This is a genomic window from Maribacter aestuarii, assembly GCF_027474845.2.
GTDB classification, from domain to species: Bacteria; Bacteroidota; Bacteroidia; order Flavobacteriales; family Flavobacteriaceae; genus Maribacter; species Maribacter aestuarii.
The window spans coordinates 1,267,746-1,293,970 of sequence record NZ_CP107031.2 but is presented as its reverse complement, the minus strand read 5'-3'; the positions used below and the strand labels follow the sequence as shown (position 1 = coordinate 1,293,970).

The 26,225-nt window shown below is 39.1% G+C and carries 11 protein-coding genes and 1 pseudogene; 4 read left to right on the top strand and 8 right to left on the bottom strand.

Features of this window, described 5'->3' with window-relative positions; all coding sequences use genetic code 11:
* The first annotated feature begins 9 nt into the window (after nt 1-9).
* Nucleotides 10-3,720: a metallophosphoesterase gene (locus tag N8A89_RS05850; RefSeq protein ID WP_289645066.1), complete on the top strand. Its 3,711-nt coding sequence runs from the start codon at nt 10-12 to the stop codon at nt 3,718-3,720.
* 8 nt (nt 3,721-3,728) lie between these two features.
* Here N8A89_RS05850 and N8A89_RS05845 read toward each other — a convergent pair whose 3' ends face one another.
* From N8A89_RS05845 to N8A89_RS05810, 8 genes are all read right to left on the bottom strand, one after another.
* Nucleotides 3,729-4,583, bottom strand: a complete 855-nt coding sequence (locus tag N8A89_RS05845; protein ID WP_281541416.1) for an NHL repeat-containing protein — start codon at nt 4,581-4,583, stop codon at nt 3,729-3,731.
* Nucleotide 4,584: 1 nt separating this feature from the next.
* Entirely contained in the window at nt 4,585-5,478 is an 894-nt protein-coding gene (locus tag N8A89_RS05840) for a GyrI-like domain-containing protein (RefSeq protein ID WP_281541415.1), read from the bottom strand.
* Nucleotides 5,478-6,830, bottom strand: coding sequence for a vanadium-dependent haloperoxidase (locus tag N8A89_RS05835; protein WP_281541414.1), 1,353 nt, complete (start codon nt 6,828-6,830; stop codon nt 5,478-5,480). The genes N8A89_RS05840 and N8A89_RS05835 overlap by 1 nt, the downstream gene beginning before the upstream one ends.
* A gap of 4 nt (nt 6,831-6,834) precedes the next feature.
* Nucleotides 6,835-10,086 (bottom strand): CRTAC1 family protein, encoded by a 3,252-nt coding sequence (locus tag N8A89_RS05830; RefSeq protein WP_281541413.1) that lies wholly within the window; start codon nt 10,084-10,086, stop codon nt 6,835-6,837.
* Nucleotides 10,076-13,429: a VCBS repeat-containing protein gene (locus N8A89_RS05825; RefSeq protein WP_289645064.1), complete on the bottom strand. Its 3,354-nt coding sequence runs from the start codon at nt 13,427-13,429 to the stop codon at nt 10,076-10,078. The genes N8A89_RS05830 and N8A89_RS05825 overlap by 11 nt, the downstream gene beginning before the upstream one ends.
* A gap of 6 nt (nt 13,430-13,435) precedes the next feature.
* The gene (locus tag N8A89_RS05820; protein WP_289645063.1) at nt 13,436-16,741 is read right to left on the bottom strand and encodes a VCBS repeat-containing protein; all 3,306 of its coding nucleotides are present in this window, start codon (nt 16,739-16,741) and stop codon (nt 13,436-13,438) included.
* 214 nt (nt 16,742-16,955) lie between these two features.
* Nucleotides 16,956-18,575, bottom strand: a complete 1,620-nt coding sequence (locus tag N8A89_RS05815; RefSeq protein ID WP_281541410.1) for a RagB/SusD family nutrient uptake outer membrane protein — start codon at nt 18,573-18,575, stop codon at nt 16,956-16,958.
* A gap of 18 nt (nt 18,576-18,593) precedes the next feature.
* Complete coding sequence (locus N8A89_RS05810; protein ID WP_281541409.1) at nt 18,594-21,731, bottom strand: SusC/RagA family TonB-linked outer membrane protein; 3,138 nt, start codon at nt 21,729-21,731, stop codon at nt 18,594-18,596.
* Between the two features lie 363 nt (nt 21,732-22,094).
* Between N8A89_RS05810 and N8A89_RS05805 the strand changes: the two genes are divergently transcribed.
* From N8A89_RS05805 to N8A89_RS05795, 3 genes and pseudogenes are all read left to right on the top strand, one after another.
* Nucleotides 22,095-23,126: a LacI family DNA-binding transcriptional regulator gene (locus tag N8A89_RS05805; protein ID WP_281541408.1), complete on the top strand. Its 1,032-nt coding sequence runs from the start codon at nt 22,095-22,097 to the stop codon at nt 23,124-23,126.
* A 17-nt stretch (nt 23,127-23,143) separates the two neighbouring features.
* The gene (pgmB, locus tag N8A89_RS05800) at nt 23,144-23,797 is read left to right on the top strand and encodes a beta-phosphoglucomutase (protein ID WP_281541407.1); all 654 of its coding nucleotides are present in this window, start codon (nt 23,144-23,146) and stop codon (nt 23,795-23,797) included.
* 79 nt (nt 23,798-23,876) lie between these two features.
* Nucleotides 23,877-26,179, top strand: a pseudogene (locus tag N8A89_RS05795) (glycoside hydrolase family 65 protein).
* The last annotated feature ends 46 nt before the right edge of the window (nt 26,180-26,225 follow it).

Here is a 26,225-nt window from a genome sequence, read left to right as displayed (position 1 = left end):
AACTTTCATATGAAAAAATATTGCGCTTGGATTCTCTTACTTCTTTTTTTAACTGGATGCGCAACGTATAAGGCTAAATATGCCAATGAATCCGATGCAAAGGATATTGAGATTGAAAAGGAAGTAATCCATACCTTTTACCTAATAGGAGATGCCGGCCTTTCCCCAATCGGGGGAATGAATCCTGCTCTTAAGATATTTAAGGAAAGGTTGGACAGGGCAGAGGAAAACAGTACTGCAATATTTCTTGGGGATAACATTTACCCTGCTGGTTTGCCTGACCCTAAGGACTCTACTGTTGCCTATCTCGAAGCAAAAAGTCATTTGGATGCCCAGCTGAAAACCTTGGATAATTTTAAGGGGAAACCCCTCTTCATTCCTGGAAACCACGATTGGTATACCGAAGGTTTAATTGGCTTGGAACGTGAGGAGGAATACATAAAGGAAATGTTGGACGATAAGGACGCATTTTTGCCGAAAAACGGATGTCCCATTGATGTTGTTGAGATAAGTGAGCAAGTAGTCCTCATTGCCTTGGACACGGAGTGGTACTTGACCAATTGGGATAAAAGGCCGGATATAAATGACAAGTGCGACATTAAGAGTAGAAGTAAATTCTTGTTGGAATTGGAAGATGTAATTAAGGATAACCGCCAAAAAACAACGATTATAGCCATGCACCATCCTATGTTCAGCTATGGGCCACATGGTGGGGAATATTCTTTAAAAAAACAGTTTTATCCCAAGAAATTACCTGTACCGGTGCCCGTTCTAGGAACTTTCATCAATGTACTTAGGAGTACTTCCGGTGCATCAATAGAAGATTTGAATAACAAAAGATATAGGGAGTTGAGGAACAAAGTGACTACATTGGCCCAATTTTCGGAAAAAGTAATTTTTACATCCGGGCATGAACATACGCTGCAATATATTGTTGAGAAAAATACACCTCAGATTGTAAGTGGTTCAGGTGCGAAGGAGAGCGCTGTAAGTTTGAAAAACGGAGCACGGTTCGTTACCGGGAGCATGGGTTATGCTACGTTGGAAATATATGATGATGGTTCTTCCCGTGTGCGCTTTTATGGGGTTGATGAAGATGAGAAAGAGAAATTTTTGTTTACTTCGGCTGTCTTACCTCCAGATTTTCCAGAGGCTACCAGGACTTATCCAGATACTTTTCCGGAGAAAGTAAAAGCATCGGTGTATACGGAAGAAGAGATCGACAAAAGTGGTTTTTTCAAAACGATATGGGGTGAAAGGTATAGAAAGTACTATGGTACCAAAGTGAACGTACCAGTGGTAACGATTGATACGCTTTACGGAGGACTAACTCCTGTTAAAAAAGGAGGCGGGCATCAGTCTAAATCACTTCGGCTACGACATAAAAATGGAAAGGAGTATGTGATGCGTGCACTTCGTAAAAGTGCGGAACTCTACTTGCAATCCATGGCCTTTCAAGAACAATATGTGCTAGAGGACCTCAAAGAAACCTATACCCAGGAGCTTTTAGAAGATTTTTATACGGGATCACATCCCTACGCTCCCTTTGTAATTGGTAAGCTTTCGGATGCTGTTGGAATTTACCATACCAATCCCATTTTATTTTACGTGCCCAAACACGAGGCCCTTGGAGGGTATAATGCCACGTTTGGAGATGAACTTTACATGATAGAAGAACATGCAGGAGACGGTCACGGTAATCTCGAAAGTTTTGGTTACGCCAATGAACTCAAAAGTACGGACTCTATGTTGGAGGATTTGCGTGATGACGAAAAATATGATGTGGATAGGAAAGGGTACTTAAGAGCCAGATTCTTTGATATGGCCATAGGTGATTGGGATCGGCATGTAGACCAATGGCGCTGGGCAGAATTTAAAGAAGGAAATAAAATAATCTATAGACCCGTGCCACGTGATAGGGACCAGGCTTTTTCCAAAATGGGGGACGGAGCCTTGATGAATTTAGCCACCAGAATTATCCCAGGGCTAAGAATTATGGAAGGGTTTAATGAAGAAATCAGAAACGTTAAAGGGTTTAACTCCTCACCTAAAACGTATGTACTAGACCTTGCGCTCTTGTCGGAAACCACGAAAGAGGAATGGCTGGAAGAAGCTAGATATCTTAAGGAGAACTTAAACGAGGATGATATAGACGAGGCATTTAAAATTTTCCCAGAAGAGATTTGGGATAGTACGTTAACAGAGATAAAAAAAATACTATTGTCCAGGCTGGATAATATTGAAGATACTGCGGAAGAATACTATGATATTCTGAACAAATTTGCCGTAGTAACAGGTACTGATAAAGATGATTGGTTTGAAATTAATCGATTAAGCCCAACGGAGACCGAAGTCAAGGTTTTTAGAATTATTGATGGAGAAAAGAAGAAGATGTTCTTTGACAAGACCTTTAATAGCTCATCAACAAAAGAGATTTGGATATATGGCCTAGACGACGATGATATCTTTACGGTTCAAAATGAGAAAAAGATAGGAGGAATTAAAGTTCGGCTCATTGGCGGTCAAAATAACGACATCTACAAGGTAGACCATGGCAAGGGTATTACTATTTATGACTATAAGAGTAAACCAAACACGTTTCAAGACGTAAACAATACGAGAATTAAGTTGACCGATGATTATAACGTAAATACCTACCGCCCACTCAATATAAGGAGTAGTAGCAATCAACTCATACCTACTATTGGATTTAATCCTGACGACGGTGTTAGAATTGGAGTTTCCAATACATATACGTACAACGGATTCAGGCAGAATCCCTTCACCCAACAACACACCATAAGCGGATCCTTTTATTTTGCCACTAGTGGTATAAATTTAAGCTACACGGGAGAATTTGCCGAACTGTTTGAGAATTGGAACTTTGAAGTTAGATCCCGTTATACCACACCCAATTTCGCCGTAAACTTCTTTGGATATGGCAATAATACAATCAACCTGGATGATGAATTGGACTTGGATTTTAATCGAGTACGAATTCGAAACTTAGAGTTTGCACCGTCTTTTGTATGGCGTGGCCATTTAGGGGCTAAATTTAGGACAGGGTTCTCGTACGAATCCATAGAAGTTGAGGAAACAGAGGGCCGTTTTATCAATACATTTTATCAACAGAACGGGGAAGAGACCCAAAACAATTTTGCCGGTATTCATGCAGAGTATAGTTACGCGAACAGGGACAATCAAGGCTTTCCTACCGTGGGAATGAGTACGATGCTAAAGGTCGGTTTTAAAGATAATTTAAGTATTGATGGTCGGAATTTTGGTTACGTAATACCCAGCATTTCCTTTGACTATAAATTGATACCCAGCGGGAGATTGGTTCTCGCCACTAAGTGGAAAGGGCATTTCAACATTGGGAATGGATATGAATTTTACCAGGCGGCTAGTATAGGCGGTATTGATGGTCTCAGAGGATTTAGAAACCAACGTTTTACCGGTAAAACAGCTTACTACCAGAATACGGATTTGCGATTTAGTCTTCGAAAGATGCGGACAAGAATCCTACCGACTTCCTTAGGGTTTTTTGCTGGATATGATTACGGAAGAGTATGGTTTCCCAATATAAGTTCCAATCGTTGGCATACTTCTTACGGTGGCGGATTTTTCTTAAATGGCTCGGATATTCTTTCCATAAATATAGCCCTGTTCAATAGTGAGGATGGCGCAAGATTTACTTTTGGATTGGGATTTGGTTTTTAAATGAACCCTTAATCCATGAGTTGATAGCGGTAGAGGTTACCACCTTGTCCGTGAGAAACTTCATCGGATAACAGTAGGGTAGTGCTGTCTAAAAAACAAATGGATTCCAATTGGTTTCTATTCCCCAAGTCTATTTCTTTTATGCTTGCTTTTGAAAAATCGTTCTCCGAAAAATTGGATAATATGAAAAGCTTTCCATAGCTGAGTAAGACAATTTTTTTGCCATCTGGAGAAATATCCATTCCCGTGATTTGACAAGTGTTCCAGTCCGTACAAATTTGCAGGATGCCTACCAATTTAGCCTCATATTTCCCTTTTACATCAGGAATTTTATAAATAAAAACCTGTCCGGTAAATGGGTTAGACCTATTTTTTGTAGCAATGTAGAGGCTACTTCCGTAATGTAATAACGCCTCTGCATCATAAAATCGTTTGGATTTTTCTGGAGGAAAATCTTTCTGCTCGGGATAATAAAATTCTATTTTTTCAGCATCGATTTTATCTCCAGGTTCTGTTTCAGGATTTGGTACTTTATAGACGACCAAGTCTTTTCGGGTATTATTATTGTTGCCGATATCGGCAATATAAACGTTATCATTTTTATCCTTGGCCAAGTCTTCCCAATCTTTATTTTTAGCGTTTTTTACTTCAAAAGATTTAAGGATGTTACCTCGGAAATCTACCTTATAAATATCATCTTTGTTACCATTATCCTCAATTACCCAAACCGTAGAATCTTTTAAGGTTACGATTCCCGAATTTTCTTCTAGATTGCCCGGTAAATCAGCGACATATATTAACTGGCCATAATTGGTGCAAGACGATAGAATACATAAGAAAATAAGATAGAGGGCCCTATTCATGTTAATTGCTTAATGGTAAAAAAACTTCAGCTTTCCACCTTAGTTCATTACCGCCCATATTCGGATTATTGAAAAAGAATTCGACTGGTTTGTTTTCTGCTTTTATATTGTTTTTCTCGGCGTAGTCCAGCAAGGCATACCATGCCCTATCCGAGGTTATATAATTTCCGTTGTAAATAGCTTTTAAAGCTTTTTTTCCTTGAAAGGTCTGATAAAATATCCCCTTGATAAACGGTAGGGAGTCCGACTGTATAATGGGATAACAGAAATTATAGGCTATACTATCTTTTTCCATGTTCCATTGGGTTACCTCAATAAAAGGAACTCCATTAAGTTCCAACCCGTTTTGTACAAGGACACTGTTGATAAATGGAAAACTTCTCATCATTCCCGCAGCTTTATCAAATTGAGGGCCTTCTAAAGAGACACAAGCACAGTAGGTAGATTGTAGTTGCTCTTCTCCTTGAATAGTGACTTTAAAATTTTCTCTATGTTCGTTAAGTTTTTCTATAAAATCGGTGACCGTCTTCCGTGACCTTTTTTCAAAATCGGTATCTGAAAAGGGGATTTTTATCCTATTAAAAACGCTGTTTTTCAGGTCGGTTACATCCACGGTTATTTTTGAGGTGGAATCCGTTAGACGTTGAATAGACCATTCATATTTGTGCAGGGAATCTCCAAATTTGATATTTTGGATAAGATTGAGCAGTGAATTATTCTGTGTAATTTCACTTTCATTTTCAAGAGTACCGCTCCACAATTTCAAGGTTTGATTAATCGTGCCAGGAAAGGTATTGGCCTTAACATTAATCCTGTAATCTTGCGGTTTCAGAAACAAATACCACCCAAGGCCAATTATAAGAACCGTGGCAAACCCAATGCTTAATTTTTTCATTACTCTTGATTTGATGCTAAGGCATCTTCATTAAGCATTTTTACTTTTTGAAGCAGTAGTTTTCCAATTTTACGGCCTTGACCAACACCAACTTCAACCGCAGCCCTGTAATGGATTCCTCCGTACATTCTACTTATAGCAGCTTCATCCGCAGCTTTGTTGAAAGACTCAAAACTCCTTTGTGGCAGGCCGTACGGTACTTCTGTGTCATCATCAAAGGCAAAATTATCCCCAAAAATATCAGTTAAAGCCGTTCCTGCCGCCCCTGAAACAACGCTATGTCCACTGGTATACTCTGGAAAGGGAGGGGTTTGTAAAATAGGTTTCCAATTTTCATCAATGTGAAGGTTGATCAATGTTTCCGGACGTATCAAATTACTTCTGTATTTCTCGTCCCAACAGCTAATGAACGCATCGGCGATTGCTAGAGAGGTCTTTGTATAGGCATACAAAGTGTCATCAAAATCACTATTTGTCTTTCTACTCGCAATCTTTGTAATACCTATCCAATGGGCTCCAGGAGTAATTTTTTTGGTGGCGAACATTAAGTGCCCCCTAGTTACCGACACATATGGATTACAATCCCAAAACTTGGCAATTTCTACCTCTTCGGATTCATCGCCGTTCTCAGTGATTTGATTGCTGATGTCGTAAACCTCTTTCAATTCTTTGTAAAAATCAGAACCTTCCTCCATGGAAAAAGGTGGCGGCGGTACGGGCTTAAACTGGGCGGCAGAATCTAGGAAGAACGGTCTAATTTTATTCCAATGCGGTTCTATGGCCTGCATATAGGCCGGAGGCGTAGGTTGCCACCTTTGCTCATCCTCAATTTCTACTGTAAACTGCGGCATGGTCCGTGTCTGACTATAGTTGTCCTTGCTCATCCAATCTTTAATATGGTCTGCCACTTTTAAACCATATTCCTTTGAAATTTCAAACTCTTTTTCATTTACCTTTTTCCAGCTATTTTCTAGGCTATCCTGTAAAACCTCAAACTTGTCCTCGGAGAAGATAAGTTGTTTGCTTATGGACATATGTGCAATAATCGCCGCAAGATTTACATTGATTCCAGAAACGGTATCAAGGGCAGGTATAGGCTGTAAATCGTTTACCTGTCCGGCCAAGGAGATGTATTTGGGATTGTTCTGTGCAACTATTTCATAAGCCGCAATATTCGGATAGGCAAATATCCTACTGGCTACTGGCGGCGAAAAGATGTCGTGAATCATAATTTCCGTTACCTTGTCCACAACCTTGTGTAAATCTTCCGGACCTACAACTATCTGTTCCTCGTTTTGGTTACAGGAGTATAATATTATACTTAATACCCCTAATAAAATTATTTTTCTCATTAGTTTATTTATTCAATTTATATACTTGGGCTTCGTCATTGTTCATAGTCGCCAACAAGTAAGGCTCCTTACCCATATTGACTATGTTCAAATGCCTTACCGATTTGAACATAAAATCCAAACCAATAACATTGCCCAATTTTATGTTGTTCTCATTTTTTATAAGTGCTCCAGGAAAGGAATCCAATCTACCTTGATACGGTTTGACCCCAAAATAATTTCCTCCTACCAGGGCTTCTTCATTACCATCGTTGTCAAAATCATAGATTAAGAAATCCATTAATGGAGCAACCTGTAGTTCAAAATTAAAAGGAATAAACGAAAATGAACCCTTATCGTTTCTCAAATAGCCCGATTTTAACACTGAAACTTCTAAAACATCGGCTTCTGAGAGTGCATCCCGGTCTATTATTTCCGAAATAGGCCTTCCTGCAAAATCCGAATAGGTCGTGAACTTCTTCCGTAGCGATACTAACTGTCCTGATAGTTCGCTTAATCCATCTATAGGGAAATATTTCCCATTCCTGTTAATCGCTACTATGGTCTCAGTGGCCCCGTTATTGTCAAAATCGCTGTAGTACATTTTCAGCGGATTTTCTTTAGTAGCCACGAATTTGGAATTGGTGCCCCAATTACCCAAAAGGTAGTCCATATCTCCGTCGGCATCAATATCGAAACTGGCAATACTTTGCCAAAGTCCATTCAATGATGACTCAGTTAATGGATTAAATAGAGAGAATTTACCTTTATCATTTCTAAAAAATTTAGGAGACATCCATTCCCCGACTATAATTAAATCGTCATCCCCATCATTGTCCACATCGTCCGCAATGGCATCCGTAACCATTCCCAAAGCCTTAAAAGGATTTTGTTCTACTAGGGAAAAATCGCCATTGGTATTGTTCAATAGGTAGGAGTCCGGAAGTTTTCCAAAGTCGGCCGAAACACTCTGACTTCCTATAAACAGATCTAAATCTCCGTCCCCATCATAATCAATAGGTAAAATTACACTTGCGTTAGTGTAAAGTTCAGGAAATTTATGGGCTATGTAAACCGAATCTTTAAAGCTGTAATAACTTTCCGTTAAAGGGTTCATCTGATTGTAAAAATCTGCACCGCCAGAACCTAAAACTAGTTCTTGGTTCTTATCGTTGTCCAAATCGGCAAGCACGGCCACAACATTTTCCTTTATAGAGTCTTTCTCGATGTTTTTAAAAGCGGTGTGGTCAAAAATCGAATCGTTTTGAATAAAGATCTGTGATGGTATGAATTTAGAGCCACCAAAGAAAATATCCTCCTTGCCATCTTGGTTCATATCGCCTACAGCAACCGCCGGTCCTCTGTCCGAAATTTGATAGGGTATGAGTTTCTGACGGTTAAAATCGGTATAGGAGTCCTCCTTATGCCTAAAATTAATGCCGAGATTGTTATCAACCTTTTTGAAAACGGGCTTCTCTTTTTTACGTAGAGAGCTGTAATCAAATGTTTTTGTGCCAGAAGGTGATAGTTTAAGGGTTTGATTTGTCTCAATATTTTCGATTACCTGAAAAGTATTGTCCGGCCAAATGATTTTAATGGAGTCCAAAAGCTTTCCTTGTCCAAAGCCAAAATGTAACATGGGTTCAGAGGACGATTGAAATCCCCTAGCGGCATAGAACTCTTTGTACTGTTGCCTCCCCTTTGTATAAACAAAAACTTTGGTTCCTATCCCAAATGGATTATTCGTTACTTTTTCAAATTTAAGTTTCAGGTAATTGTTCTTCTGGTTGGTTAAATTTTCCAGTAAAGTAGGTGCGGTATTCAAGTTGTTGGTCACAATATCCAAGTCACCATCGTTATCTAAATCTCCATACGCCGTAGCACCTGAAACAATGGTGTCCTGAGGTATCCAAGATTTTGACTTATCTTGAAAATACAATTCAGGGCTACCCTTAAAGACCCTATTGCCAACATTTCCAGAAGGCATTAGCTCCAATGCATCCTGATCCACGAGATTGGTATTGCTAATTTTATTCTTGATGTTATCGCTGGAAACAAAATTGATATAATCTAAATCGTTAGGTCTTTTGGGGATGCCGTTGCTTACAAAAAGATCTTGGTCTCCATCTTGATCGTAATCCCCGAACAATGCACTCCAGCTCCAATCTGTAGCCGCTATACCACTTTGGAGCGCGGTTTCCATGAATTTGCCATCAGGTTGGTTAAGGTAGAGCATGTTACGTGTAAACTGATAATGATAGCCATAGGTACCAATGCGCAGTTTCTGTATTTGGATGTTGTCATCTCCTTCCGAAGCTTTTAGTACTTTCTCATCATCGGCGAGCATATCCAAAGAAATGAGGTCCGGAAAACCGTCATGGTTTAAATCCGCCACATCACTACCCATAGAGAATCTTGACGTATGCCCGAAATAGTTTTTTAATGATTCTTTAAAGGTACCATCGCCATTATTCAAATAGTAGTAATCATCCTCATGAAAATCATTTCCAATGTACAGGTCTGGATATCCATCTTGATTAAAATCTGAAACGGCAATACCTAGACCATATCCATTTATTCCTCCGTAAATTCCGGCTTCTTCACTAACATCTGCAAAGGAGCCATTGTCGTTTCGTAATAATTTATCACCGGTTTCATAACTTCTTTCAAACCGCAAATCGACTTTACCAAACGACTCCTGTGTGTGTACAGCGTGGTTAAGGAGGTACATGTCCAAATCCCCATCTAAATCGTAATCTAAAAATGCGGCGGAGGAACTATAGGATTCAAAATCCAGCCCGTACTGCGCCGATTCTTCATTAAAAGTACCGTTTCCTTGGTTGATGAATAACTCGTTATGTCCGTTGAAACCATTCAGGCCTACCACCGCACAAACATAAATATCCAATAGCCCGTCTGCATTAACATCGCCCATTATGGCTCCAGTATTCCAAGAGCTATTACCTTCCACACCAGCTTTTTCGGTTATATCCTCAAAAGTGAAATCTCCTTTGTTGAGATACAGTTGATTTTTAACCTGATTTCCCGAGAAAAAAATATCGGGTAGACCATCGCTATTAATATCACCGATAGCGACACCACCCCCATTATAGAAATATAGATAGTCCAAGATGTTTAGGTCGTCGGATTCCTGTAAATCATTCGAAAAGGATATACCGGTCTTATCCTCGCCAAGCTTTTTAAAAAGCTGTTCTCGGTTCGTGTTACAGCCAAATGCTAAGAATAGGCAAAAAATATAAACAAGACTACTTCTCATCTAGTTTGTAAATTTTTGGTTTCTCATTATTAATCGCCGCGACTAAAAAAGAATTACCGCTTTTATCTTTAAATAATTGAAGTTGTTTTACTTCATTCCTGATAAAAAATCCACTAGCCTCATAATTTTGCCATTTAAAGCCTAAATCACCATCTCCAAGGAGTACGTTACCATAGTTCGCATCTAAGCGGGAAAATTGAGGTTTAAATTCGAAATTATTTCCAGCCATGATTAAATCTATATTCCCATCGTTGTTGACATCGGCACATTCAATTCCGCAAATACAGGAGAATTGAACCTGTGGTGGTAAGATTTTAATAGTGAATTGCCCGTTACCTTCGTTGATGGCAATAATAGACTCTGAAATTTTTGATGTCCTGACTATTGTATTTTCAATTACAGCTTTTGGGAACAATTCGTCTATGGTCTTCTTGGCATAGGCGGAAGCCTTGATATTTTCTTTTTTTAGCGCTAATATTTGAGTGGTAAGTTCTTTCTTCTGATGTAGCGGATAATCTCCTCCATTATAGTTTTGTGTAACGATTTGTTCAACGGTCCCGTCATTATCAAAATCGTTAACCCACATTTTCATGGGTTGATTCTTTTTAGGCTTGTAATGAAGGTTGCTTCCAGAATTTCCTAAAATCAGATCTTGATCCCCGTCATTGTCCAAATCTCTTCCTTCTACGGCACCCCACCATCCATCCAAGCTATCCAAGCTCGTTGGTAATTTAATAAGCCTTCTGCCAGAGTTCTTAAAGATTTTCGCGGTGCCCCAATCAGAAACAGTAACTAAGTCTTTTTTTCCATCGCTGTCCATATCGATCCATTTGGCATCCGTTACCATACCGGCATCTTTTAGGTCGTAGGATGACCTTTCCGTAACATCGGAAAATGTACCGTCCCCATTATTTGACAACAATAAATGGTTGGGATCCACCCCGTAAGTTCCAACGACACTTCTTGAGCCGATAAATACATCTACATCCCCATCTCCATCAAAGTCATAAGGGGAAATAACGGCAATATTTTTATGGGTGGTGGATACTGTGTTGGACGATTTTGAGAAAAACCCCTCGCCATCATTAAGATAAATTCGAGTGCCATATGTATTTTGCATACCTCTTTCATTGCCGCCGCTGCCTACCATCAAATCCAAATCCCCGTCATTGTCAATATCGAATAATGCCGATGCGGTATCTTCCATATTGGCGTCACTTTCAAAATACCTTGTAATTGGTCTACTTAGCGTACCATTTCCAGTGTGTAGGTACAGGGCTGCCGATTGTCCTTTGCCACCCCCTATATAAATATCATCATTGCCATCCCCGTTAACATCACCAACGGCCATAGCTGGTCCTTCTTGAGCTAGAGACTGATAGATAAGCCCTTCATTGTCAAAATCGTTATAACTATTTTCCTTGTGGGCCAAAAGATTCTTGGAATCCAATTCTTTTAATAGCGGGTCTTTGGATTTATTTTGGAACGGAACAAAGCGTTCCCTGGCTTGGCCGTGTTTTAGCGTAAGCGTTTGGTTGGCACTAACGTCTTTAAGGAATTCTGTGGCATCGTCCGTCCAAATGATTCTGATGGAGTCAATTTTTGAGAACTTCCCCAAACCTATGGTCATGGGATACTCCACGGAAGATTGAAATCCTCTTGATGGCATGAGGGTTTGGTCAATTATTTGATTGTCAAAATAAAGTTTTGCTACGGTTCCTACACCGAATTTGTTGCCGTCCGGACCTTCAAATTTTAATTTGATAAAATTATGTTCTTTCTGCTTCTCCGTGTTGTTTCGATAGACGAAGGTTTCCATATTTACATTGTTGACCACTAAGTCCAGGTCACCATCATTATCTAAATCTCCATAAGCAGCACCGTTAGACCGGCTAGGGATTTCAAAGCCCCATTCCTTATTGAAGTTGGAAAATGTGATATCACCATTATTTCTGTAGGCATAATTGGGTAGGGGAGTAACTGGCATTTTATTGATAATGGAATCGATAGATTCCTTTTTACCCGTTAAAGCCATTTTTTGAATGATTTCATTGGCAAAGAAATCTACAAAATCTAAATCGGTCAAATCGTGATTGATCCCGTTGGTAACGTAAATGTCCTTAAATCCATCATTGTCCATATCAAATAAAAGTCCAGACCAGCTCCAATCCGTAGCCTCTATCCCGCTATAGTAAGCGACTTCCGAAAATGATCCGTTACCGTTATTTAATTGTAGGGTGTTTTGAATGTATTGCTGGTGAAAATCCTTGCTCTGTTTTAACTTAAAGATATTATATCCTTCAAATTCCATGACCGACTTAACCCTTTCGTCGGGCTCGGGAAGCATATCGGTAATAAAGATATCGGTTAATCCGTCATTGTTGATATCCGCCATATCTATGCCCATAGCGGACAAACTTAGGTGATTGGTCCATTCCTTAATTTCTTCGCTAAACGTACCATTTTGGTTATTGATATAGAGATAGTCCCGTTCATAAAAATCATTGGACACGTAAATGTCAGGATACAAGTCGTTGTTAATATCGGTAACCATTACCCCAAGTCCGAAACCTATTAGGCTACCATATATCCCTGCATCCTCACTTACATCAACAAATTTGCCATTGTCGTTTCGCAAGAGCATATCACCGACCCCTCTAAATATATCTGGAACCCCTTCCCAATCTTGGGCCCTTACTTCCCTTTGTTCGGCATAGCCTAAGCTACTTACGGGAATATTGCTATTATTCAAAATATAGGCATCTAAATCCCCGTCCTTATCATAGTCAAAAAAAGTAGCGTGCGTAGAAAATCCAGTTTTGGCTAGGTTGTATTCTGTAGCTTTTTCGGTAAAGGTCAAATCTCCATTATTTATATAGAGATCATTATCGTGATTATTACCTTCCATGTTACCTGCGTTACTCACATAAATATCCAGCAACCCATCATTATTGATGTCCGCCATTACTACCCCTGTGGACCATGGCTTATTTCCTTTAATGCCGGCGGTTTCGGAAATATCCTCAAACTTGAAATTACCTTTGTTTAGGTACAATTTATTGGGAACAGTGTTTCCTGTGAGATAAATATCCGTGAGGCCATCATTATTTATGTCGCCCAGTGCAACTCCTCCACCGTTATAAAAGTTTCTGTATTTAAAAATATTGAAGTCCTTTCTGTTTTGAACTTCATTTATGAAATTTACCCCTGTTTCATTAGAGGGAAGCAAGGTGAAAAGCGTATTCTTGGAAGCCTCCTCCGTGGTTTCCTTTATTTCTTTATCCTTGCAGGCTAGAATAGAAGCTGCCAAGAGTATAAAAAGTAACGTCTTATTAAAATTCATTTTTATTTACTTTTCGTTGGGGATAAATACCAAACTATCGTTATTTCTAGTAATTATATAGCCTTCTTTATTGTCGATTTTTATTTTATCTATACTACGTGCGGCACCAGAAACACCTAAAATGTCTTCTTTGGTTATGTTGTTCATCTCATTTTGAGAAGGATACAAAATTATACCATGTGATGCATCCATCCTACCCAATTGCGTACTAATTTCATAGTTGTTGCCAACTAAGATTATCTTGGTTGTACCGTTGATTTCTTCCACTAGAATATCCTTAATATTTGATGTCTGGGCTATGTTTGGCAATTTGTGTTTTTCAAATCGTAAACCGCCCTTGTTTTCAAAAAAACAAGAGGCGAGTTCATAAACCTGCTTTTTGATTCCGGATTTTAGCTTGTTCACAGGAAACAAATCCTTAATTGATGCTTTAGCAAAATCAGTATAAGTCAGGTATTTTTTATTTAGGGATGGTATTTGCTTCGTCAATTCATCTTTGGATGCAAACACGGTTTCTTGATTTTGTTGGTAATGGGTAACAATAGTCTCCACGCTACCGTTGTCATCAATATCGATTTTGTATAGGGTAATTGGTTCTTGTTCACTGGCCTTTAATTTGCTGTTTAGCCCCCAGTTGCCTATTACAAAATCCATATCCCCATCATGGTCAAAATCCCCGGTCTCAATTGTGTTCCATAATCCATTGGAATTTTCTAGGCCTTGAACATCCAAATACTCAAGTTCCATACCATTATTTAAAAATATGGCGATGGGCATCCAATGCCCTACAACAATGATATCCTGAAATCCATTTTGATCTAAGTCTACAATAGAAACATCCTTCACATTACCTATTTGGCTAAATTGTTTACCGTATTCACGGGTAACATCCTGAAATTTTCCACCTCCTTCGTTCCTGAAAAGGTATTGAATTGGAGTAATACCAAATTCCCAAGGTTTTTGGTCGGATGTAATGATGATATCCTGATCTCCGTCATTGTCCATGTCCCAATTTTTCACTTTTGAGGCATTTATACTAAAATCGGTGAATTGTATAGAATCTTTTTTCAAAATACCTTGATGGTTCATATAAAGTCTTGGCGCAAGATTTTTTCCTTCTTTAAATTCGTTTCCTCCACTTACAACAAGCAAGTCCATTGACCCATCCATATTTGCATCAAAAAAAACATGGGATACATCCTCACTGCTTTTATCCGATTCGAAAAGTGAAGATTGAACCGTTTCAAAATTTCCATCCATACGTTGAAAAAACAATTCTGAAGGTTGTTGCTTAGCTCCATTGACGAAAAAATCATCTAAGCCATCTTCATTGAAATCTATGACCGAGATTTCAGGACCTTCGTTTGTATTAGCGTAAGGTATCAACGGATCGCGGTAGAACTCGATGGAACTGGCATCTTGATGCTCAAAGTTTAAAACAATAGGTTCCACATAATTGATAGATCTTACACCAGTGTCATAATTTCTAGGTTGTGCATTTGAAAAGTCAACTTGTATTTCCGTATTAACCTTGAGATTTTGAAGGGACTGATGACCACCTGAAGGCCACTGGACAAGTAGGGAATCCAGAACCTTTATTTTTCCTAAGCCAAAATGTAAGGTGTTTGAGACGGCGGATAAGTAACCCCGAGTAGGATAGTTTTCTTGAACAAATATTTTTGTATCGGCGTAGGCGGTGACTTTAGCCCCCACCCCAAACTTATTTTTTTCTGGCCCCTGAAACCTTACTTTAAGATAATTACTTCCCGTGTTGCCTGTTGTGTTATTTTTGAGAATTTGTGCTGGTTCATCAACATTATTGATGACAATTTCTAAATCTCCATCATTGTCCAAATCTGCATAGGCCGATCCGTTGCTAAACGAGTTGCCATTATTTAGCCATTTGCTGGAGTAATTCTCAAATGTTAAATCTCCATTATTTTTGAAAAAGTAGTTTTTCACATGTTTAGCAGGAAGGTCGTCGATGAATTGCAGTTCAGCATCTTGTATTCCTTCACTAAGCCCTTTTTGAATGTTGTCATTAGCTATAAAATTAATAAAGTCCATATCATTGGTAGCTCCCTTAATCCCATTTGAAATAAATATGTCTTTAAGTCCGTCATTGTCATAGTCCGCAAGCAATGTACCCCATGACCATTCTGAAGCGTGGATGCCAGCTAGCGCTGCTATTTCACTGAACTTCAAATTTCCGAGGTTCATGTGAAGGGTATTTTGCATGTATTGAGGTGCATAACCATTCTGCAAATAATTGTTGTAGATAGGGAAGGAGTATTCCCTACCAGAGGCTTTGTAGGTTTCCAAATCCTCAGGTAGCATATCCAAAGAGAGGATATCCATTAAACCATCGTTATTAAAATCGCCTATATCATTACCCATGGAATAATGTGTGGTATGCCCCAAATTTTGAAGGTTGGATGAAATAACTTCTTTAAAAGTACCATCCTGCTGATTGATGTAGAGGTAATCATTTTCGAAAAAATCATTGCCAACATAGATGTCGGGATACGAGTCATTATTCAAATCACTAATTGAAATTCCCAAACCATAACCGATTTTCCCTTGAAATATTCCAGAAGACGAACTTACATCTATGAAGGATCCATCTTTATTTTCGTAAAGCCGGTCTCCACTAACGGGATTGGGAACGGTTCTTCTCTGGCCTAGGCCGTAATTGGAATTGGGACTTATGGAGTGGTTCAATAAAAACATATCCAAATCTCCATCCAAATCATAATCAAAAAATGCTGCTTGGGTAGAAAATCCTGAGAAGTCCAGACCGTATTCCTTGGATTTTTCTTCAAAATTCGGAATTCCATTTTTTATACCTTGGTTAATGTAAAGCAAATTGTGCCCTTGCAATCCCATATAGTCGGAGACCTTACAAACATATATATCCAGAAGGCCATCATTATTAATATCTACATGGGTGACACCCGTGGTCCATCCAAAATCATTTTTAATATTGGATTTAAAAGTAATATCCTCAAAAGATAAATTTCCTTTATTTAAATAGAGCTTATCGACACCTTCGTTAGATGTAAAATAGATGTCCACTAGATGATCATTATTAAAATCGGCTGTAGCTACACCCGCGCCATTGTAATAGTAGATATAGTTTAGAATATTGAGGTCAGGTCCGCTTTTTAGGGAATTTTCGAAAGTAATATTGGTCTTGGAATCAGGGACATCCACAAAGAGTTTTGGATTCTCTTTTTCACAAGACAAGAGTAGTAAAATGGTTAGTATAAAAAAACCGTATTTCCTGTTCATGAATCCAAATAATATTATCATGCAAGATACTGTAAAGTCTACTATTGACAGGGAGAAGAGGATTTTTATAGATGCTTTAGGTCCTAGATTTAACTATTTTTAATACTCTTTAGACTTTCTTTAAAAGATTATCTCGTCCAAAAGCATTTGATTTGAAATGGTAGCTGTAATAAGTAAGAAGACCGTCTAAAAAGACGGCCTTCTAAAACACTTAAAATATAATTCTGTAATTCTCTTAATATCCTGGGTTCTGTACTAAGTTAGGATTAGCTAACAATTGCGCAGGAGGAATTGGAAACCTATTGTAGGTATCGTTGTTAATAGATCCAGCATCTTTAAACAGCCAATCTCTACCATACTGTCCGAAACGAATTAAATCGTTCCTTCTCCAGATTTCTGCATATAGTTCACGGCCTCTTTCATCAATTAAATTCTGCTCAGTAACCGTTCCAAGAGGCGTCGCATTCCTAAGGGTACGAAGTTCGTTTACCATGGCCGTTGGATCTCCTCCACTGCGTAACATAGCTTCTGCTTTCATTAAGTGTGCATCTGCATAACGGAACACAATTTCGTGATTAACTTGACCATTGTCGTTGAACCTTGGATTATACTTCAATAATCTTATACCGGTAGTTTCATCATTGTTGATGAAGCTTGAGGCACCTGTACCGTCTTGAAAATCTCTTTTAAAGGTTAAAGGTGCTCCTTGCCTATCTTCTAGGGCGTCACCAGTTGGACCATATTGTTGATTGATTAAGAAACCGAATCCAACATTGGACCCATCCCATATTCCATCGTCATTAGTATCAGTAGTGCCGTCAGCACCTGTGAAGTCAAGTCCACGTGGTGGTACTCCACCTCTACGCTCTTCTTGCCCGTCTAATGGAGTTACGCCGTCAGCTGCATAACGGTTGCTTTCGGAATCACCTTCGAATAAATCATAATATTCTGCCAGTGTACTAAAACCGTTCCATCCGCCTCCACTTTGAAAAGTAGAACTATAGTGCAAGCCATTAAAAATTCGGTTACCCGTACTTGATTCAAAAGCCCAAATTGTTTCATTGTCAGCTTCTTGTCTGAATAAGTCAAAATATCCCGCTTGCAACTCGTAGCCCTCTCCAGCAATTTCATCTACCAAAGAAATTACTTGTGCCATGTCACCTGAATCGGGTGCAGTACCTAAGTAAATATGTTTGTTCAAAAGCACTTTAGCTTTTAAATAACGAGCTGCCGCTTTACTACCTGTCACAGTCTCAACATTTCCTGCGGCTACACTAGGTAAGTTTGAGATGGCTTGATCTAAATCAGCTATGATGAAATCAACGGCTGCTTGTCCCGTTAATACCTCTGGCAAAGTAGACGATGGCAAACTAGTATCTCTAAATGGAACTTGCCCATAAAGGTCCAATATAATCCACATACTAAATGCACGTATAAGGCTTGCCTCACCAATATCATCAGCAGAAGGGTTACTTCTAGGGTCAAGTATTTGTGATGCTAACAATTGGTTACCATTGTATTGATTAAACACCGTTATAATAAATTGGTGTTGCCCGTCCCAGCTATGACTGTGTAAGACACGCCACAAACCGTTATCTCCCCAATCCGCTCCTCTGGTTGGAATTAGGTAAGAGTCCGTCGTCACTTCAGTAAGTGCGAATAGATTGGCTTGGTCGCCGTATTGGCCATTTAAACGATTGTACAATTCGTCCACAGTGGATGCAGGGTCTGCTAGTCCTTGAAACCCTTCACTGATGATTGAATCCGTTTCTTCAATTTCTAAATCGGTACAGGAAGACAGTCCTATCACAGATAAGGCTGCAAACATGTACATTGTTAATTTACTTCTTTTCATGATTTTCAATTTTTTTAATTAAAAGGATGCGTTAATACCAAAGGTAAACGTTCTTGGATTAGGATACGCTGCCCAGTCTATACCTCTCGCAGGTAATCCTGCACTGTTTAATGTTCCGGTATTTGTTGTTACTTCTGGGTCTAGACCACTATAATCTGTTATTAAGAACAAGTTCTGTCCGGTTACCGATAAACGAAGTGTATTTAATACACCTTCACCGCTCAAAGGAACGTTATAACCAATACTCAAGTTTTGGAAACGAACAAAATCGCCTTTTTCTAAGAAACGTGTAGAAACATCTGCGGATGCTCCAGCATCTTCACCACTAGTAACTACGTTTTGGGTAACGTTTCTTGATATACCGATAGAACCAGCAGTAAAGTAACCATTGGCCGTGTTGTTGTATACCGAGAATCCAAACTGCCCAGAGAAAAATGCAGAGGCATCAAAATTCTTGACTCTTAGGTTTAAACTTAAACCGGAAGTGATATCAGGTAAGCCATCTTCATCAACAAAGGTTCTGTCCCCAAAGGCATCTCCTACCCCGTTACCGTCGACATCTGTGTAAATTGGAGTGCCCGCACTGTCAAAGCCTTCAAAAATTGGCATATAGTAAGAGAACAGGGATACTCCAGCTTGAAAACGCTGTGCGAAAGCACCTGTTAGACCTTGACCGTTAATAGGGCCTGCATCAATGATACCTTCAAAGTCCTGTATTTCGTTCTCGTTGTAAGCAACGTTGAAATCTGCGGAAAAAGAAACATCTTCGCTACGAATAAAATCGTAAGACAGTCCTAGTTCAACACCTTGGTTTAGGATAGTGGCATCTACATTTCCAAATTGGAACGGATCAACCGCCGGAGCCGCAGGAGGCGTTTGAAGCAAGAGGTCAGATGTTTCGGTGCGGTAAACATCAATACTTCCACTAAATCTGTCGTTATTAAAACCAAAATCCAAACCAACGTTAAAGTTTAAGGATTCCTCCCATTTTAAATCTGGAACGTCTGTCGCTACAATGGCAAGTCCATTTGGATTAATTTGTAACGTACCGTTCTGAATCGTTTGTCTATTAAGTTCAGCAAAACGCTGTCTAGCGACGAAATTACCATATCCCAGACCATCTTGGTTACCTGTAATACCAGCACTTAAACGAAGTTTTAAGGTAGAAACGCTCTCTCCCACAAAATCTTCTTCATTCATTTTCCAGGCAAAGGCTCCCGATGGGAAGTACCCATACTGATTTTCAGGACCGAACCTGGAAGAACCATCCGCTCTGATGGTCCCGGTAAGAATATATTTGTTATTAATAGTATAATTGGCTCTTGCGAAGAAAGATTGAAGTTCGTCCGTGTTGTCAAAGTTGTCAAAAACAACAGCTTCTACCTTCTTATTAATAGAAGAGGTTACAGGGTCTCCAGCCACAACGGTGGGAAGTAAGCGATTTACAAAGTATCCTGCAGTTCTGCTATCATAATAGAATTGTTGAAAGGATCCACCTATATCACCTTGTGCATCACGAACTACATCTCTTAAATCCTTGCCCATCTCGTTAAGGTCGCCAGTGTCAAACCCCTTACCGTTTGAATTAAAACCACTTGTCTGAAAATCTTGATACGCATAACCTACCAATACATCTAAGCTAGAATTTTCAAATTCCTTATTGTAGTTCACGGTTGTTTCCAAGGTTTTGTTATCGCGTTCAAGTTCTCCGAAATATCCAAATCCAAAACCTTCGGCATCTGGAACATTAAATAGGTCCCTAGTTGTGAGTGAGGTATTCTCACCGGAAGAATAATCCCATCCAGCATTTACCTTGGCTGAAATCTCAGGGGTAATCTTGTACTCCACAGATCCGTTAATTAAAAAACGGTTGGTATTCGTAATGTTCTGTGTGCTTGATAATAAATTTAGGGGATTTAATTGATTCCCATCAGGCTCAAAACTAGCCCTTCCTGGCCATGTAGGGTTGGCCGCATAGGCACCACCTATCAAATCACCACTCGCTCCAGCAGTTCCTGCTAATGGCGCTGTTTGGTCATTAATCCTAGATATTGAACTTTGTATTCCTACAATAAGTTTGTCATCTAAAAATCGGTGATTGAGATTTAATCTACCTGTAATACGTTCTAAATCTGTTTTTTCTACTACACCAAACTGCTTTCCATAACTAAAAGTAGCCCTAATGTTTCCTTTACCATAGTTTTTAGCATAAGACAAGTTCTGGTTTTGTGATACCGCAGTTCTGAATATTTCGTCTTGCCAATCTGTATCTGCACCGAAATCAACTGCATTAGGATTACCTCCAAATTGCGCTACAGCGCTTAAATATTCTGAACGATTTAATAAATCAAATTCTTTTGCCGGGTTGGCTATACTTAAGGTAGAGTTGAATTCGAATACACCTTGACCACCAGTTTTACCACTCTTTGTTGTAATGATGATAACCCCGTTAGCACCTCTAGAACCATAGATGGCGGTAGCGGAAGCATCCTTAAGGATACTCATACTCTCAATATCTTGAGGATTCAAGAAGTTTAAAGGGTTTTTTTCAGCTGTATCTCCAAATCCTGTATCCCCTCCCGGAGCAGACGATCCTCCCGAAAGTGGAACACCATCTACAACAAATAGCGGATTGTTATTAGCTCTTACCGAGTTTGATCCACGAATGTTGACCTGGATTCCAGCACCTGGCTCCCCACTTGTTTGCTGAATGTTTACACCAGCAGTTTTACCTTGGATCAATTGTTCCGGTGAAGCGATTATACCACCGTTAAAATCCTCAGATGTAACTGCAGTAACGGAACCGGTCGCATCTTTTACAGTTGTAGTACCGTAACCGATAATAACAACCTCTTCCAATGCCTCGGCATCTTCTTCTAGCGTAAAGTTTATGGTAGACTGTCCATTTACTGGTACTTCAACGGTCTTGTAACCAATATAGCTTACCACTAAGGTGGCATCACTTCCGACTTCAATGGTATAATTTCCATCAAAATCTGTCTGAGTACCGTTGGTTGTTCCCTTTTCAATCACACTTGCGCCCGGTAAAGGCCCACTTGCATCGGAAACAGTTCCGGTTACTTCCTGCGCCTGAGTTAGGCCAAAGGACAAAAATGCCCCAAGTACCATCAGACTCTTAAGTAGCGTAATCTTCATAAATAATTAATTTTAAGTTGAGTTAATTTAATTTCAAGAGTTAAAAATATGTAAAATTGTTGTTAATACAGTAATTGGACGTATTTAGACACTACGAAACCGTTTTCGTGTTAACAACTTTTTGATTTTGGGAGTTTGCTAATTGATTATCCAATAAATTATTCGATTCGCAATTATATTGATAACAAAATATCAAATTCTGATTGTTAACAAATATAGGTAATTTATTTTGTTTGATTAAATAACCACTCGTTTCCTCTAAAGCGTTAACATGAAAAATCACTCCATTAAAAATATCTTTTGGTCATATTAATACTTAAATTTCATGTAATTTTCCAAATCACTAAAATTTAAACCGGCGTTTTGAAAAGAAAAATAACGTTAAAGCACATTGCTCGAGAACTGGAAGTTTCTATTTCCACAGTTTCGAAAGCTTTAAAAAATAGTGACGAAATTAGTAGGGACACTAAGGATAAAGTCCAGGCTTTCGCAAAGCTGTACAATTACAAGCCTAACAATATTGCCATAAGTTTAAAGAATAAAAGGACGAAAAATATTGGGGTTATTATTCCGGACATTGTCCATCATTTTTTCACTACGGTTTTTAGGGGTATTGAAAAATACGCTAATAATAGGGGATATAACGTTATTGTCTGTGTTTCCGACGAATCATTTGATAAGGAGGTGATTAATATGGAAATGCTCGCCAATGGCAGCATCGATGGTTTTATTATGTCCTTATCCGCGGAAACTCAAGCTAAAAACGATTTCAATCATTTAAAAGAGGTTACGGAACAAGGAATCCCTTTGGTCCTGTTTGATAGGGTTACCGATGAGATATCTTGTGATAAGGTAATTCTTAATGACAAGGAAATTGCCTATGAAGCAGTGGACTCGTTTATAAAATCCGGTAGAAAAAAGATCGCTTTGATTACTACGGAGAGCTACTTTAATGTGAGTATAAGTAGGGCGAAGGGATACGAGGAAGCGTTAAGGGACAATAATATCGATTTGAATGATGATTTAATTTTAGTTCTACCCTACGATAGTTTGGACGAAAACCAGATTAGCGATTTTTTCAAGAACAACACTATTGATGCGGTGCTCTGCGTCAATGAAATATTCGCAATCCATTGTATGGGCATAGCCCAAAAACAAGGTTTCAAAGTTCCTGAGGATATTGCATTTATAGGTTTTACGGACGGTATTTTGTCTAGGTATTCCCAGCCAAGACTTACTACGGTGGCTCAACACGGGGAGAGAATGGGAGAAGTAGCGGCGGAAATGCTCATAGATAGGGTAGAGAACGAAAATGAAGACGACGAAAGAGAAGAGGTTTATAGAACCGAAATTATTAAGGCAACCTTAATCCAAAGGGAGTCTACAATCAATTAATTTAGGAGGTATTGAGTATGCAAAAGATTGGATTTATTTTCGATTTGGATGGTGTTATTGTGGATACGGCCAAATATCATTATTTGGCGTGGAAAAAACTTGCCAATGAACTTGGCTTTGAGTTTACCAAGGAGCAAAATGAGCTCTTTAAAGGGGTAAGCAGAAAAAGATGTTTGGAGATCCTGCTGGACATTGGGAAGGTCAGAGCGGATCAGGAACAATTTGACCAATGGATGGTTGAAAAAAATCTAGATTATTTGGCATACATTGAAAAAATGGATGCTTCGGAAATATTGCCCGATGTGCCTAGGGTTCTTGAGTATCTGAAAGCTAGGGAAATTCCGATTGCTCTGGGTTCAGCAAGTAAAAATGCAAAACCTATTTTGGAAAAGGTAAGTTTGCTGCCTTACTTTGACAGTATTGTAGATGGAAACAGTGTGACCAAGGCCAAGCCGGACCCGGAAGTATTTTTATTGGCGGCTGAAAATTTAGGGGTCGACCCTAAAAAATGTGTTGTATTTGAAGACGCCGTGGCGGGTATACAGGCCGCCAATAACGCGGGTATGCTTAGTATAGCAATAGGAGATGCCACCATCTTATCGGAGGCTTCTCATAATTTTAAGGATTTCACCGAAATTGACGATAATTTTTTAGAGAAGCTTTTAAACTGATTTCTAAATTCTAATTTTGCCAGGATTTTATAAGGGAGCACCAATATTAAATGAGGTGTAATTAACAGATTGTACAAGCATGAATCAAGATTATATAAAGCCGGATAACTGGTCCATAATTGAAGAAGGGTTTGATCCGGAAAGAGTCAAATCATCTGAAAGTATTTTTAGTATTGGCAACGGAGCCATGGGGCAGCGGGCCAATTTCGAAGAAACCTATACAGGAGCTACGTTTCAAGGTAGTTATATCGCCGGCGTTTACTATCCTGACAAAACCAGGGTAGGTTGGTGGAAAAACGGTTATCCGGAATATTTTGCAAAGGTTTTGAACGCTCCTAATTGGATCGGTATTAAAGTATATGTAAATGATATCGAATTAGACTTGGCTACCTGTAAAAAGATTTCCAAGTATCGTAGGGAACTGAACATGAGAGAAGGGTGGTATGAGCGTAGCTTTAGGGCCACACTATCCAATGACCAAAGTATCGAAGTTTCTATTGTCCGGTTTTTAAGTTTGAATTTGGACGAAGTAGGTGCCATTTCCTACAATGTGACCCCAGTTGAAACCGATGCCACTATTACTTTTGAACCCTTTCTGGATAGCGGAATAAAAAATGAGGATAGCAATTGGGACGATAAGTTTTGGAATACCACTAAGGTAACCGTTAAAGATAATCGCGCATATATCGAAGCCCATACAATGAAGACCAATTTTGAAACTTGCACTTTTATGCAGGCTTCCGTGGATTACAAGGGCAAATTTTTAAAAGTGAAACTGGGAGTAAAACAGAAAATTTCGTCTCGCTTCAATTCAATGAAAAGGTAAGCGCCGGTGAAAAATTTACACTGACCAAATTTGGAGGTTATACCGTGTCCAGAAATCATCCTGCTGATCAATTAGTGTCCACTGCCAAAAAAGTATTGGACGAGGCTTCCAATATGGGCTTTGAAGACTTATTGCAAAAACAGAAAAAAGCTTGGAGTAAAATTTGGGAAATGAGTGACATTTCTATTGAAGGAGATGTAAAGGCGCAACAAGGTATCCGTTTCAACATTTTTCAATTAAACCAAACTTATTTGGGTACCGATTCCAGATTAAATATTGGCCCTAAAGGATTTACTGGGGAAAAATATGGAGGAAGTACCTATTGGGATACCGAAGCTTACTGCCTTCCTTTCTATATGGCGACCAAAGATGCCACGGTAGCCAGAAAATTATTAAAGTACAGGTACAATCATCTGGATAAGGCCATTGAAAATGCCAAGAAACTTGGTTTTCGAAACGGGGCCGCTTTATATCCAATGGTAACCATGAACGGGGAGGAATGTCATAATGAATGGGAGATCACCTTTGAGGAAATTCATAGAAACGGTGCCATTGCCTTTGCTATATTTAATTACTACAGATATACCGGGGATTATAGTTATATCCCAGAAATGGGTCTGGAAGTACTTATTGGTATTTCTAGATTTTGGCATCAAAGGGTGAATTTCTCGGAGGATAAAGAAAAATATGTGATGTTAGGCGTCACCGGACCCAATGAATACGAAAACAACGTTAATAATAACTGGTACACTAACTATTTGGCTAAATGGTGTATCAATTACACGTTGGAACAATTAACAAAGGTGAAGGATGGGTATCCAGATGACCACGCCCGTATAATCGGAAAAACAAAGCTGACCGATAATGAATGTGAAAAATGGGGTAAAGTGGCGAGGAACCTTTACTTTCCGTATTCGAAGAAACTGGGGGTATTTTTACAACAAGATGGTTTTTTAGATAAGGAATTGGTTAAAGTAAAGGACTTGCCCAAAGCGGAGAGGCCTATCAATCAAAAATGGAGCTGGGACAGGATTTTAAGATCACCATACATAAAACAAGCGGATGTCTTACAAGGTTTTTATCTTTTTGAGGCAGATTTTTCTTTGGAAGACATGGAGAAACATTTCGATTTTTACGAGCCCTTTACGGTTCATGAATCATCCCTATCTCCCTGTGTTCATAGTATTCAGGCAGCAAAATTGGGCAGAATGGAACAGGCCTACACTTTTTATTTGAGAACGTCCAGATTGGATTTAGACGATTACAATAAGGAAGTGGAAGAAGGGCTTCATATTACCTCCATGGCAGGTACGTGGATGAGCATTGTAGAAGGTTTTGGTGGAATGCGCGTGCTTCAGGACAAATTATGTTTTACACCCCAAATTCCTGATCAGTGGAATGGCTATTCTTTTAAGGTCAATTTTAGAAATAGGATTATTAAGGTGCAGGTAGAGAAAGATGTCACAAAATTTGAGTTGACCGGCAACACCCAAATGTCGATAAGGGTTAACGGTAAAAAAGTAGAACTACTTCCAGGGAAAGTTATCGAAGTTTAGACTGTTTAAGGCATGAGAAAGGGAGTAGTATTTTTGATTGGCATAT

What these genes read in the sequence shown, in the direction of transcription:
- N8A89_RS05850 (WP_289645066.1), top strand. Translation starts at nt 10, where the DNA reads ATGAAAAAATATTGCGCTTGGATTCTCTTACTTCTTTTTTTAACTGGA.
- N8A89_RS05845 (WP_281541416.1), bottom strand. Translation starts at nt 4,583, where the DNA reads ATGAATAGGGCCCTCTATCTTATTTTCTTATGTATTCTATCGTCTTGC.
- N8A89_RS05840 (WP_281541415.1), bottom strand. Translation starts at nt 5,478, where the DNA reads ATGAAAAAATTAAGCATTGGGTTTGCCACGGTTCTTATAATTGGCCTT.
- N8A89_RS05835 (WP_281541414.1), bottom strand. Translation starts at nt 6,830, where the DNA reads ATGAGAAAAATAATTTTATTAGGGGTATTAAGTATAATATTATACTCC.
- N8A89_RS05830 (WP_281541413.1), bottom strand. Translation starts at nt 10,086, where the DNA reads ATGAGAAGTAGTCTTGTTTATATTTTTTGCCTATTCTTAGCATTTGGC.
- N8A89_RS05825 (WP_289645064.1), bottom strand. Translation starts at nt 13,429, where the DNA reads ATGAATTTTAATAAGACGTTACTTTTTATACTCTTGGCAGCTTCTATT.
- N8A89_RS05820 (WP_289645063.1), bottom strand. Translation starts at nt 16,741, where the DNA reads ATGATAATATTATTTGGATTCATGAACAGGAAATACGGTTTTTTTATA.
- N8A89_RS05815 (WP_281541410.1), bottom strand. Translation starts at nt 18,575, where the DNA reads ATGAAAAGAAGTAAATTAACAATGTACATGTTTGCAGCCTTATCTGTG.
- N8A89_RS05810 (WP_281541409.1), bottom strand. Translation starts at nt 21,731, where the DNA reads ATGAAGATTACGCTACTTAAGAGTCTGATGGTACTTGGGGCATTTTTG.
- pgmB (WP_281541407.1), top strand. Translation starts at nt 23,144, where the DNA reads ATGCAAAAGATTGGATTTATTTTCGATTTGGATGGTGTTATTGTGGAT.